Here is a 12,306-nt window from a genome sequence, read left to right as displayed (position 1 = left end):
GCCACTGGTCGCACCAGGCGCACTGTGCGACCACCCGTTCGGCGGTCATGAAGTCGCCTCGGCGGCAAGGCCGAACTGAGCGCCACCGGTCGTGTCGGTGGTGTGGCGATTGGCGTGGGTGCTCATTGTGTGTCAGCTCCTGGCGGTTGTGGCGCGGGGTGTGGGTGCTCCGTCGCGTTGCTCGCGGGCCCGAATGAGGGCTGCGTAGACGGCTGATCGGCTCAGGCCGTACAGCTCCATGAGTTTCACGGCACCGTACTTCCCGGATTCGTAATCTTCGAGTATGCGTTCGTGTTGCAGCGCAGTGAGTTTGGGCTTGCGGCCGGTCATCCGGCCCTGCTCTTTGGCGATCGCTACGCCCTCGCGGGTACGTGCGCGTGTCAGGTCGGCCTCAAACTCGGCCATAGCGCCGAGGACGGTGAAGAACATCTTGCTCGATGGATCGCCGGGGCTGTAGACCTGGCCGCCGTAGATCAACCGTGCGCCTTTGGCGTCGAGTTCGGTGACGATGGCGTTGAGGTCCGTGACCGATCGACCGAGTCTGTCGAGTTTGGTGACCACAAGGGTGTCGCCCTCCCCCACTGCTGCGAGAGCTTCGGTTAGGCCGGGCCGTTCACGGTTGCGTCCGGTGTATCCGCGGTCGGTGTAGATGTTGCCGGCGTCGACGCCGAGCTTGCGGAGGGCTGTGCGCTGCGCACGTAGATCCTGGCCTCGTGTAGAGCATCGGGCGTACCCGACCAAGTTTTCGTCCACCTGGAGCCCTCCGTCTCGAAACCTGCGATCATCTCGGAATTTCTTGCAACACTATCTATCAGGACACCGACAGGCTGGTCGGAGCGTCTGTCAGTTTCAGAAGACGACTGCACTAGTTCAGAAGACGACTGCACTTACCCACCACACGGGAGCGCCGGTCAGTAGCATTCATCCCGCCGAGCTACGCGTACAACCACCATATAGAACAGCTTCTGTGATCGAAAAGTCCTCGATCTACCAGTGAACATGATTGCCCTCGACACGTCGTGTGTGTTCCCTTGGAGTCTTTGACTTTGACGTAGCTCGTCACCGGTATGTTGAGTGCGCTTGTGCGCCAGACGTTCTATGCGTTCGATTCGAAGTATCCCGATTCACTCTCGACCTACTGCAGTGGGGTTAAATTGGGTGGCGCAGTTCATGTTCGAGTGTGGTCTAGTCGACTGCGTGTCGATGCGGCGTGGCAATGAACCTCGGTTCCGAGCCTGGTGCCCGCTCTGAGTTCGACGACAATGCTGTGTTCGGCGAAATGTTCAGCGTCTTGGTGACGCCGTGTGCCACGTACCCGTGTTGAGAAGATCGCGGTGGTCGGCGGATCGGGAATACCGGGCTTGATACGCGAACACAGGTGTCCAATCCGACCCGTTGCACGGCCGGTGCCGTCGTGGCCGGTGCCGTCGTGGCCGTTAGTCGAGCTCAACAACCGGGTTCGGTTGTTGAGCTGCAGCGCTGGCACATAGACACCTCGGCCTGCTGACCGAGAATCTCGAACGTACATCGGATCTGCTTGGGTCGATCCCTGGTCAGGCTATAGTGGTGTCCGGCGATGGATCTCCGCCGAGACCGCCCCGTAGGGGGTTGTCTGAACCGCCCCAACCCTGGGGCTGATGGCTCCTTTCCCTGAGTGGAAGGAGTCTGTCCATGAACGGCCATCACGACCCGAATCCGACCCTACCGGTCGATCCCGACAGTGCGCCCCCAAGCCCGCTGCATGCGCGAGCGTCCGCGATCGCCGCCGTCGGTGTCGGTGGATTGGTCGGGGCCCCGCTCCGATACCAACTCGGACTGTGGTGTTCCTCTGCCGCGAGTGGCTGGCCGGTGACGACCTTCGCTATCAACATCGTCGGGGCGTTCCTGCTCGGAATGCTGCTGGAGGGATTGGCTCGCCTGGGCCCGGACACAGGGTGGCGGCAGCGGGTCCGGCTGTTGGTGGGCACCGGGATGCTCGGTTCGTTCACTACCTACAGCACACTGGCCGTCGATACCGATCTGTTTCTGCGCAGCCATCAGTGGTGGGCCGCCGGCAGCTACGCGGCCGGCACCGTACTGGTGGGTCTGGTCGCCACCACCGCCGGAATCGCGATCGCCGCGCGACTGCGGACACGGCCCGCGGAGGCAACACAATGACGACACTCTGGATCGCCTGCGCGGGCAGTGCAGGGGCGATCGTCCGTTTTGTGCTCGACGGGGCCATCAGGCACCGCCGGGCGTCGGATTTTCCCTGGGCGACAGCGATCATCAACGTGACCGGATCACTGCTCCTCGGATTCGTCACCGGACTGATCCTTTTCCACGGACTACCCCAGGAACTTCAGCTGATCGTGGGCATCGGTTTCTGCGGCGGGTACACCACCTTCAGCACCGCCAGTTTCGAGACGGTGCGGCTGATCCAACGTCAGAAGTACATCGCTGGCGTGTTGAACGCGGTCGGCACCCTGCTGGTGACTGTCGTCGCCGGCGGTGCCGGTCTCGTCCTGGCTTCCGTATGAGGAGAAAACAATATGAGGAGAAAACAATGACCGAGGACGATCCCAGCCACGCCTCCTGCGACGACCTAGGGGACTGGCGCGCTCCGCTACAGGTGGACGGCCCCGCCGCCTCGGTAGAACCGGTGTGCCACCTGGTCGTGGGGTTCGACCGGCACCCAGCAAGCCACGCTGCCTTGACCTACGCGATGGACCTTGCCGGTCGACTGAACGCGTTCCTGCATGTAGCGCACATCGTCGACACCGATGACCTGCCGATCGACCCGGACAGCGACGACTGGGAACAACGCATCGCCGACGCTGTCGAACAAGAGCGCCGCGAGGCATGCGCGATGCTGGCCGCCATCCCCGGGAACTGGGCGTTCTACTCGAGGCGGGGCAACCCGGCTCGACTGTTGACCACGATCGCCGACGCCAACGACGCCCTGATGATCATCATCGGTACCACCCGCGGCGGGATGATGTCACTGGTGGAGAGGGCCGTCGGCGAATCGGTGTCCGCGACACTCGCCCGCCACGCCCACCGCCCGGTCCTCCTCGTCCCCGCTACCGATAGGCAGCATAGTGACGCAGCCCAAACACGCCGGTGACCCATCCGCCGCACCGGGTTCCCGCCGCGCGCTTCCAGAAAGAAATCCACCGAACCGCCACGACCATCGATGGGGGGCGTGTCGGTTCGTTGTCGCGTTCGGGACGGTCAGCATGCTCGCGGACTTCGTCTACGAAGGTGCCCGCTCGATCACCGGCCCCCTCGCCTCGCGGGGGGCTACCGCCTTCGTCGTCGGGGTGTGGTCACCGCATCCGACGAGGTCGCAGCGCTGATGGTGCGCTCGGTCTCCGGCCCGGTGGCATACACCAAGCCGCCGCTTCTGGGCGTCGACGTTTCCGGTTACGCCCACCCCGTCATCGCCGTGCACTTCCTCTGGATCGCCGGCGCACTGGCGCGTCTGCGTTCTCGTGATCGACGAACGGAGCGGCAAAGCCATCCGTTCCCCAGCCGAAAACCGATCTGCTCTACGACATTCGATTCCCGCGTCGCTCACCGTCGTTCCCGCAATCCAGGTCATCGCAGTGGCCGCCCTACTCGCCACCGGTCGTCGCCGCACCTGGCACCCCACCGTCCATCCCACGCAACCCAACCAAGGAAAGTCACCTATGTTTCCTGCTCGTCCGTGGATTCGGCCGTTTGCCGCCGCTCTGCTCGCATTTGCCGCACTGCTCGCCGCCGGCACTCTCGCCTCCACCACTGCTGTGACAGAGGCGGGTCTGCGGTTCCACGACCGTATCGCCCTTCATCGCGCCGGCTGGGCCACTGCCCTCGCCGAATTTGTCACGGACTGCGCACAACCGGTCGTCGGAATCGTGGTGGCGATCGGTATCGCCGCATGGCTCACGTGGAGAGGCCGACGGGTCGACGCGGCATGGGCCCTGGCAGTGATGGCATCTACCCTCGTCGTGTCGACAATCGCGAAATACAGCATCCGCGAACCCCGTCCCCCGCAACGGTTCTGGCTGATTCCTCCCGACACCGTGTGGTCGTTCCCGTCTGGACATACAGCGGTGGCTGCGGCCATGATCGGGCTTGTGGTCCTGCTCACCGCTCGGGCGCACGTAATTGTCCGGCGGTTGGCCCGCACGACATCAGTGCTGTTCGCGCTCGCCGTCGCTGCCTCCCGGCTGTACCTCGGCGTACATTTCCCGCTCGACGTCGCCGCGAGCATTCTTGCCGCCAGCACTGCGCTCCTCGCACTGTGGACCATGTGGTCGATCCCTCCGGTCCGACACTGGGTCAATGTCCGGCTCGGACCGACCCCTCAGGCAGCCTCACCCGACTGATCGCGGACCCACTCCGACTCCGAGCACTACGTGACGGGAAGGTGAATACAAGTCCGCCGTCGACCGTCCGCGGCTGGTAGCGCAGGTGAGGATCGTTGCCCACAACTCGATACCCTCAGGTTGGTCAGCCGTTGAGAGCGTGCACGCCGACGGGGCCTTCATCTCGCTGAGAGGCGTCAGGTCTAGACGGATGAGCGCCCGGACGTCCGGGCGCGGTCTCGCTGGGAACATGGCCCGACGTTAGCCCCAGCACCTGCGTGGAAGGTCAAGGATTTGACCTTCCACCCGACTCGAAGGTTTATCCTCGTGCGCATGTCCGCTCTGCGCATTTCACAGCTGTCATCGGCGACCGGCGTCCCGGCGACCACGCTACGGTTCTACGAAAGCGAGGGCCTGCTCCCGGCGGACCGTTCGGCGAACGGTTACCGCGTTTACGACGACCGCGCTCGGCAACGCTTGGCGTTCATCACCGCCGCCAAGAGCCTGAACCTGTCGCTGCCGGAGATCAAACTTCTCCTTCGTGTCTGGGAGAAAGACTCCTGCGCAGCAGTCAAAGCCGAACTCGGCCCCGCCATCGAGTCCCACATCGCGCACGCCAACGAATCGATCGCTCAATTGACCGCTCTGCGTGAGAGTTTGACCGACGCGCTGGCCCGGCTCGGGGACACACCCGACGCGCCGACGCCATGCAATCCGGACTGCACCTGGCTGATCTCAGCGAACACCGCGGTGGGCACCGCATGAACATATCGAGCACCACCTCGGTGGTGGCGTGGCTGGAGAAGTTCCAGATCCCGCTCTACCTGCTGGCCCTGCTCATCGGTGGCGGTGTCGGTTTGGGTGCGCCGTCGTCGGCGCATGCGTTCGAGATTGCTATCAATCCGGTACTGATCGTGTTGCTCTACGCTACGTTCCTCGCGGTTCCGTTCTCCGCCATCGGCGCATCGCTGCGCGACGGCACATTCTTGCTCAGCGTCGTAGTACTGAATTTCGTGCTCGTTCCAATCGTCGTATTCGCTCTGACCCGGTTCGTTGCTGCTGATCAGGCGGTACTCGTCGGTGTGCTGTTGGTGTTGTTGGCTCCCTGCATCGACTACGTCATCGTCTTCAGTGGGTTGGCCGGTGCAGCGTCGGAACGGCTCCTCGCGAGCGCGCCGCTGTTGATGTTGTTGCAGATCGCGTTCCTGCCGCTCTACCTGTGGTTGTTCGTCGGGTCCGAGCTGGTGGAGATCATCGACATTGCACCGTTCGTCGAAGCGTTCGTGCTGTTGATCGTTGTTCCTCTGGTGTTGGCGGCCCTGACGCAAGCACTTGCGCGTCGTCGGCGTATCGGCACCCAGATCATGGATGTGATGGCCGCGGCGATGGTGCCGGTCATGATGGCCACTCTTGCCGTCGTCGTGGCGTCGCAGATCGACGCAGTCCGCTCCGAAGGCTCCCAGCTGTTTGCCGCGGTGCCGATCTTCGTCGCGTTCCTGGTCATCATGGCGGTTGTCGGATGGGCGACGGCCAGAGTGACCCGCCTGGACGTCCCGGACGCTCGGGCCTTGATCTTCTCCGGTGCCACCCGAAATTCGTTGGTCGTTCTGCCGCTGGCGCTCGCGCTGCCACCAGCACTGTCTCTTGCTGCCGTGGTCGTGGTGACGCAGACACTGGTGGAGCTGATCGGAATGGTCGCCTACGTCCGACTCATCCCCTGCCTTGTCCCAGCTCACGCTGCGAGAGCACCGGTGAAGTTCGAAACAACTCGCACGAACCAAGGCAATCCTGGGTGACGAGAACTGGATAAAAGCAGGTGGCGTCAGTGAGGGTGAACGAACCACGGGATCCAGTGCCGCGACCCCGTTCCACTTCCCGCGAGCATTGAGCATCGAATGGGGACTTTTCCGGCAAACGCGCCTGTGGGCTCCGCGCCCGCTACGACTGCAGTCTCTACGCTGGCACCGTGCCCCTGCCGACCCATGTGACCGACCTGATCAGCTACGAATTATTGCTGTCCGTCGCCGAGCTGGGAAGCATCGGACGCGCAGGGGAGGCGCATGACATGTCGCAGCCAGCGGCGAGCGCACGCCTGAAAGCACTCGAAAGCCGCATCGGGGTAGCACTCCTGCATCGCGGGCAGCGAGGTGCCACCCTCACCGCAACCGGCGAACTGGTCGCCGGCTGGGCCGAGCGCGTCATCGCCGAAGCCGCCGAGCTCGCCACGAGCATCGCAATGCTGCGCACCGACCGCCACAGCCACATTCGTATCGCCGCAAGCCTCACCATCGCCGAATACCTCATACCGCGATGGCTCATCACACTGCGCTCCCACGACACTTCCATCACACCGACTCTCACCTCCGGAAACTCTGTCGACGTAGCCGCATCGGTGCTCGACGGCCGCGCCGACATCGGATTCGTCGAAAGCCCCGATCTGCCCAGCGGACTCCACTCGAAGGACGTTGCCCGCGACGAACTCGTCGTCGTCGTCGCCCCCGATCATCAATGGGCTCGACGAACGATCACGGCGAGCGAACTGGCCGCGACACCGCTGGTCACCCGCGAACCCGGGTCCGGCACACGTCTCGCGCTCGAACGTGCGCTCCGGACTGCGGGCCCACTCGCCGCGCCACTGCTCGAGGTGTCCTCCACCACTGCCATCAAAGCTGCCGTCATCGGCGGCCTCGCACCGGCCGTACTCAGCTCCCTCGCGGTATCCGCCGAGATCGCCGCCGGAACGCTGGCCCGCGTTCACACAGAGGGGCTCGACCTGCGCCGGTTCCTGCGTGCCGTGTGGCCCGCGGGCCGTGAACTGCGAGGACCGTCGAGCGACCTGCTCGTCGTCGCCCTCAAATCCCCGCAGTCATAACCTGAGGTTGGGACCGGCCAGGTAATCGGTGTCTACCGGTGACGACTGTGTGCGAGGACGCTGGAAGTCATGACCACGACAGCTCTGCACCGCTCCTCCATCACGTCTCGGCGCGGCGACGATACCGAGCGGCCGCGCAAGTGGCCGGTGCTCTCCGACCTCGACCACCCGAGCCAGATCTTCGAACACATCACCCCCAACTGGTTCGCCTCGGTCATGGGCACCGGTATCGTCGCCAACGCCGCCGCCACCCTGCCCGCCCACATCCCCGGACTGCACGTGTTCGCAACGATCGTGTGGATCGCAGCGTCGGTCGCCTTGATCACACTCTCCGGTGCCTTCGCAGTGCACTGGATCCGACACCGGCAGTATGCGCGTGAGCACGCCGCGCATCCGGTGATGGTGCAGTTCTACGGCGCACCCCCCATGGCGCTGCTGACCGTCGGTGCCGGGACGATGCTGCTGGGCAAAGACGTCATCGGAGCGGCGCCCGCAACCGTGATTTTTGCCGTCCTGTGGACCGCTGGCACAGCCCTCGGGCTGATCACCAGCATTCTCGTGCCCTACCTGATGATCACCGCCCACGATCACCAGACCGCCGTCGCACTCCCGGCGTGGTTGATGCCCGTCGTACCGCCGATGGTGTCCGCCTCCACCGGTGCGCTGCTGCTCCCTCATATCGCGGATGGGCAATGGCGCCTGGCCATGCTGTCCGGTTGCTACGCGATGTTCGGGCTGTCACTGATCATCGGAATGCTGACCATGACGCTCATCTACGGACGGCTCGTCCACGGCGGAATCCCGCCGGTCCAGGCAGCACCGACGGTGTGGATCACCCTCGGCATGATCGGTCAATCGATCACCGCCGCGAACCTGCTCGGCAACGATGCACCCTTGGTGTTCACCGGCGAGACCGCCTCCGTCGCAACCGGCCTGCACGTGTTCGGCATTCTGTACGGACTGACGATGGGCGGCTTCGGCGTCTTGATGTTCACCCTCGCAACCGCCCTCACCATCCATGCCGCCCAGAAGGGACTGACATTCTCACTGACCTGGTGGTCGTTCACCTTCCCCATCGGCACCTGCGTCACCGGTGCCACTGCCCTCGGCGGCGCTCTGGGGTCGGCCGCGGTCGAGGCCCTTGCAATCGGACTGTATGCGGCCTTGCTCGCAGCCTGGGGCACAGTCGCCGCCCACACTCTCCGCGGCAGCGTGCAAGGAAAACTTTTTCAACCCAGCTGAACCGACCGCCGGGTAGTACCCACTCGGAACGCTGATACCGAACGAACAGCGTTGATCCAATCGACCACTGACCCCGGAAAGGACTCACGATCACGATGAACACACCGAATGCAGACACACCGACTTCCGATACCCCGAGACGGGGCAGCCGCGGACGCGTCTGGGCACGAGTCACCGAAAATTATCTGACCTGGCTGTTGCTGATGGCGGGAACAGCTGCTGCGGGGGCCTTTCTCACGGCCCTCGCCGGCGGGTTCGAGGGCTGGACCGTCGTCGCAGCGATCGTGACAGTGGTGCTGTTCGCGGGATGTTGGTTCTCATATCGAGACGGTGCACGCCGGGGTGCCGCCGAACCACACATCATCCAGTACCACCCCGACAGCCCGGACGAGGTGATCGACATCGACACCGACACCGGCGAACGCCAGCCCCACCAGGACTGACCGGTCGGAGGCAGCAGCAGCACGATCCGCCCTACCTCAGCACAGTGCGGGGTTCAGGTGCCTTCTCCAGGTGCGTTGCGACCGACAGTGCTGCGTTGATCAACCGCTGGCGAGCAGCCGCCGGTGCGTGTGCGTTGCGAGCCGAGGGGTGCGGTGCCGCTATCACCGGGAGGAGGCGGGTGGGAGCAGATGCAGTGATGACGCGCATGTAGCCATCGAGAGCCTTCGCACCAAGAACGAAAACCACCTCCAGTTTCGGCAGCAAGGCCATAAGCTCGCCGACATATGGGCCCGCCTCACCGAGAACGGATGCCGTCGGCGATACCGGATGACCGGCGTCATCGAGCACTGCCCACGGCACAATATTCCACTTGACGCACTGCACCCGGTCGATACCCGCGTCGGCGAACACCGATTTCAGCACGGGGTTCGTTCGATCTGGATTGTCGAACGAACACATGTTGGTCCCGCCCGGACGTATCGTTTTCGGCCCCGGAGACTCCAACAGCACCAGACAGCGAGCCGCGTCGCCGCCGTCGTCGGGATCGAACAGTGGAATGGACCGTGCAGTGTCGATCCTCCATCGCAACACCGACGCATTGAGTGAGCGGACCGGGGCATCGTGCGCTCGGGCGTGCTTTCCGGACCACACGTCATCATCTGTCATACGCCGCACTCACTGCTGACCCACGCCACACGTACTGCTGGCCATGGGGAAACGCACCGTGAGCCGTAGACGCCAGCTCTCGGTGGCTCGCCTCGACGACCACTGCTGAGCGTTTGACGACTCCGCTGCCTGAACACACCTATGAGATAACCACGACAGGCCGTGTGGTGCCTATTGCACCCGTCTTCTCATCGACTTCGATTCCAGATCAGGTCGGATACCCCCTAGGGTACTTACATACCCCCCTTGGTATATGCCACAGTGGGTACCGAACCGACCGAAAGTATGCACGACTTTTCTGGAATGAGTCCGGAAAACGAGCGACGGACCGATGCGGTGCGGCGAACGCAGAGCCAGCGCGTTCGGACTCGGATGTCGATCCGGGGTACGTCGTCAGCGTCCCGATCTCACTCGACCGCGGTCCAGCCGTTCGGGCGGCCACGCGACCGACACGCTGTCCGAGGCACCGCATCGAAACCTGCCCGTGTCCGTGACGACTCGGTCTCAGCGAGAGGCCCGCGCGATCGTGTTGCCCGCCGGATCGTCGATCACGATCGAGTGGATGTCCTCGACAGAAAGGGACGTTGCGCCGGTCACCGCTGCTGCTCGGCTCGCGGTGACCGACCATTGAGCTGCTTGTTGTCGAGTCCCGTCGTTGCCGACCACTTGCAGAGTGAGGATGCCTGCGCCGGGGAGTTGTTGAACGTCGACGTCGATCGATGTGCCCCAGGCTTTCGTGGTGAGCTCGAGGTCACCTGTGGCCCCGACGGTGCTCGACAGAACGAGCGGGCGGGCACCCGCATCGTTCACCGTTGTCGAATCGTCGGAGCGGGCGAGGGTACTGAGCGGGACGATCGCCGCAGCGACTCCCAGAACGAGGGTCGCCGACACCGCAGTCCACACTCGCCGCCGCCTCTTCTCGGAGGTCCGTTGATGCCTCATCGCGCTCAGCAGGTGGTCGAGTCGCTGGTCTGCACCGGCCCTCGAGTGCACCGGTGAGAGATCTGCTGGCTGCCTGCGACGTCGAAGCACTCCTGCGACGGGTGCCAGGACGTCGATTTCGGTTCGGCAGGCAAGGCAGTCGTCGAGGTGTCGTCGTACCGCTGCTCGGTCGTCGCGCTCGAGTCCGTCGAGTACGTACGCCCCGAGCAGTGGTCGGATCTCGTCGTGCGCTGAGCTCATGGAATCAATCCCAACTCGTCGAAGATCCGGCGTAGGGCACGCACAGCGTAATAGGAGCGGGACTTGACCGTGCCGACCGCGATATCGAGGTGCGCGGCCACTTCGGAGACGGTTCGACCCTCGTAGTAGATGAGCACGATGACTGCTCGATGCTCCTCGGACAACCGACGCAGCGACTCGTCTATGAGCCACCCGTCGAGGACCCCGCCCAATTCGTCGTCGATGCACTCGGCGGCGAGTGCGATCTGATCGTGGACGAGAGTCGGCCTGCTCGTGCTCGCCCGCCACTGATCGGTGAGTACGTTTCGCGCGATGGTCATGAGATAGGACCGCGTCGATGCTGCCGTCACATCGATGCGGTCGATCCCGCGCCACGCGCGCAACATCGTCTCCTGGACGATGTCCTCACACTGCTCGCGGGTCTGGGTGTAGCGGCTGACGAATCGAGTCACTGCGTGCTGGTGCTCGCGGAAGAGCGCCGACATGGCGACTTCGGACGCATCGACGAGCTGGTGGTTGTGCTGTGAGCCGGATTCGACACCGTCCACCTAACTGCCCGAGCCGGAAGCGGCATCGGTGAAACCGGTCGTGGCGGCGGCGACCATGTCGAGAACAGGATTGGTCGGCGAGATCGAATGCCGAGCGGCGAGTACACGGATATCGGGGTGAGCCACGTGAACGATCCCTTCGGCATCCTGCCACGCCACGTATCGGGCGGGGAGGTCGATCCCCATGGTCTGCTGCGCTCCGACCAGCGCAGTCGAGACCGCAGGATTACCGACGTAGGTGACCATGGTGGGCCTCAGAGGTGTCTCGGCAGCGGCGGACGCGAGATCGACGGTTGCGACTGTGGGCTGATTCTTGGCCGCGAACGCTGCCTCGTATCGGGCAATGGACGCTGCAACCGATGCATCACTGGTCTTCTCGACCAGGTATCCCGGCGCTGCGGACACATCGGTGCCCTCTGCGGCGGCCGCCGAGGATCCCGTCGCATCGGACGCGGTCGATGCCGAGCCGGCCCGGAGTCCGTCGAGGGCGTCGGACGAGACCGGGATGCCTGCGAGCGTCGCGATGTACTCGGCGGAGTTGTATGCCAGAAACACCGTTCCGTTGGCGGCCTGCCAGACCAGGTACTTCTGTGGAAGGTCGATCGCGGCCCGTTGGTCCGCGGCGATCAACGGCGACGCCGCTTTCGGATTCCCCCCGATCACCACGGTGGTCGGGCGGATCGTCTCACCTGCTCCCTGTGCCAACTTCTCGAAATCCACAGTGGCTGCCACAGCTCCCGCCGTCTCCAGCGCGCGCTGTACCCGAGAGACCGTGTCACTCACAGAGTAGTTACTGGCGTACACCACCAGTCCGGGTTCGGACGGTGCCACATCGGGTGTCGCAGCCTTCGCGTCCGCCGACGTGGACACCGGAGTGCTCGACACCGCCACCGAACCGGTGGGTTCGGTGGAACCGCACCCGGCGAGGGCGATCACCGCCGCCGACGCGAGCAGCGACGTTGCCATACGGAACCTTGAAGTGCTCATCACGTGTCCTGTCCTCGTGCCCACGCCAGCGGTG

At 64.2% G+C, this 12,306-nt stretch carries 14 protein-coding genes and 1 riboswitch; of the genes, 9 read left to right on the top strand and 5 right to left on the bottom strand.

The window, feature by feature from the left end:
* Positions 1–132: 132 nt before the first annotated feature.
* Complete coding sequence (locus CH293_RS26165) at positions 133–753, bottom strand: recombinase family protein (RefSeq protein WP_094721877.1); 621 nt, start codon at positions 751–753, stop codon at positions 133–135.
* 810 nt (positions 754–1,563) lie between these two features.
* Positions 1,564–1,654: riboswitch (Fluoride riboswitch) on the top strand.
* Between the two features lie 17 nt (positions 1,655–1,671).
* Here CH293_RS26165 and CH293_RS26160 point away from each other — a divergent pair.
* From CH293_RS26160 to CH293_RS26115, 9 genes are all read left to right on the top strand, one after another.
* Complete coding sequence (locus CH293_RS26160; RefSeq protein WP_027494245.1) at positions 1,672–2,157, top strand: CrcB family protein; 486 nt, start codon at positions 1,672–1,674, stop codon at positions 2,155–2,157.
* On the top strand, positions 2,154–2,519 hold the full coding sequence (gene crcB / locus CH293_RS26155; protein WP_027494244.1) for a fluoride efflux transporter CrcB: 366 nt from the start codon (positions 2,154–2,156) through the stop codon (positions 2,517–2,519). Before CH293_RS26160 ends, crcB begins: the two co-directional genes overlap by 4 nt.
* Positions 2,520–2,545: 26 nt before the next feature.
* Positions 2,546–3,106, top strand: coding sequence for a universal stress protein (locus CH293_RS26150; protein WP_027494243.1), 561 nt, complete (start codon positions 2,546–2,548; stop codon positions 3,104–3,106).
* Positions 3,107–3,473: 367 nt separating this feature from the next.
* Positions 3,474–4,352, top strand: a complete 879-nt coding sequence (locus tag CH293_RS26140; RefSeq protein ID WP_051364869.1) for a phosphatase PAP2 family protein — start codon at positions 3,474–3,476, stop codon at positions 4,350–4,352.
* A gap of 312 nt (positions 4,353–4,664) precedes the next feature.
* Positions 4,665–5,096 carry a MerR family transcriptional regulator gene (locus tag CH293_RS26135; protein WP_027494242.1) on the top strand — a complete coding sequence of 144 codons (432 nt, stop codon included), beginning with the start codon at positions 4,665–4,667 and terminating at the stop codon, positions 5,094–5,096.
* Between the two features lie 20 nt (positions 5,097–5,116).
* Positions 5,117–6,127: an arsenic resistance protein gene (locus CH293_RS26130; protein ID WP_027494241.1), complete on the top strand. Its 1,011-nt coding sequence runs from the start codon at positions 5,117–5,119 to the stop codon at positions 6,125–6,127.
* A 170-nt stretch (positions 6,128–6,297) separates the two neighbouring features.
* Positions 6,298–7,203: a LysR family transcriptional regulator gene (locus tag CH293_RS26125; protein WP_230074817.1), complete on the top strand. Its 906-nt coding sequence runs from the start codon at positions 6,298–6,300 to the stop codon at positions 7,201–7,203.
* A gap of 69 nt (positions 7,204–7,272) precedes the next feature.
* The gene (locus tag CH293_RS26120; protein ID WP_080729195.1) at positions 7,273–8,445 is read left to right on the top strand and encodes a TDT family transporter; all 1,173 of its coding nucleotides are present in this window, start codon (positions 7,273–7,275) and stop codon (positions 8,443–8,445) included.
* Positions 8,446–8,540: 95 nt separating this feature from the next.
* Entirely contained in the window at positions 8,541–8,888 is a 348-nt protein-coding gene (locus tag CH293_RS26115) for a hypothetical protein (RefSeq protein WP_051364864.1), read from the top strand.
* 31 nt (positions 8,889–8,919) lie between these two features.
* Here the strand turns inward: CH293_RS26115 and CH293_RS26110 are convergent, their stop codons facing one another.
* From CH293_RS26110 to CH293_RS26095, 4 genes are all read right to left on the bottom strand, one after another.
* Complete coding sequence (locus CH293_RS26110) at positions 8,920–9,555, bottom strand: uracil-DNA glycosylase (RefSeq protein WP_051364861.1); 636 nt, start codon at positions 9,553–9,555, stop codon at positions 8,920–8,922.
* Positions 9,556–10,059: 504 nt separating this feature from the next.
* Positions 10,060–10,737, bottom strand: coding sequence for a zf-HC2 domain-containing protein (locus CH293_RS26105; protein ID WP_094721876.1), 678 nt, complete (start codon positions 10,735–10,737; stop codon positions 10,060–10,062).
* The gene (locus CH293_RS26100) at positions 10,734–11,285 is read right to left on the bottom strand and encodes a sigma-70 family RNA polymerase sigma factor (protein WP_027494238.1); all 552 of its coding nucleotides are present in this window, start codon (positions 11,283–11,285) and stop codon (positions 10,734–10,736) included. Before CH293_RS26100 ends, CH293_RS26105 begins: the two co-directional genes overlap by 4 nt.
* Positions 11,286–12,272: a DUF302 domain-containing protein gene (locus CH293_RS26095; protein ID WP_080729192.1), complete on the bottom strand. Its 987-nt coding sequence runs from the start codon at positions 12,270–12,272 to the stop codon at positions 11,286–11,288.
* Positions 12,273–12,306 lie beyond the last annotated feature (34 nt).

Origin of the sequence: Rhodococcus sp. 14-2470-1b, assembly GCF_002259415.1 — a bacterium.
In the GTDB taxonomy this organism is placed as follows: Bacteria; Actinomycetota; Actinomycetes; order Mycobacteriales; family Mycobacteriaceae; genus Rhodococcoides.
This window is presented reverse-complemented; position numbering and strand designations above follow the sequence as displayed.

Coding starts and splice junctions, on each gene's coding strand:
- CH293_RS26160 (WP_027494245.1), top strand. CDS start 1,672: ATGAACGGCCATCACGACCCGAATCCGACCCTACCGGTCGATCCCGAC.
- crcB (WP_027494244.1), top strand. CDS start 2,154: ATGACGACACTCTGGATCGCCTGCGCGGGCAGTGCAGGGGCGATCGTC.
- CH293_RS26150 (WP_027494243.1), top strand. CDS start 2,546: ATGACCGAGGACGATCCCAGCCACGCCTCCTGCGACGACCTAGGGGAC.
- CH293_RS26135 (WP_027494242.1), top strand. CDS start 4,665: ATGTCCGCTCTGCGCATTTCACAGCTGTCATCGGCGACCGGCGTCCCG.
- CH293_RS26120 (WP_080729195.1), top strand. CDS start 7,273: ATGACCACGACAGCTCTGCACCGCTCCTCCATCACGTCTCGGCGCGGC.
- CH293_RS26115 (WP_051364864.1), top strand. CDS start 8,541: ATGAACACACCGAATGCAGACACACCGACTTCCGATACCCCGAGACGG.
- CH293_RS26110 (WP_051364861.1), bottom strand. CDS start 9,555: ATGACAGATGATGACGTGTGGTCCGGAAAGCACGCCCGAGCGCACGAT.
- CH293_RS26105 (WP_094721876.1), bottom strand. CDS start 10,737: ATGAGCTCAGCGCACGACGAGATCCGACCACTGCTCGGGGCGTACGTA.
- CH293_RS26095 (WP_080729192.1), bottom strand. CDS start 12,272: ATGAGCACTTCAAGGTTCCGTATGGCAACGTCGCTGCTCGCGTCGGCG.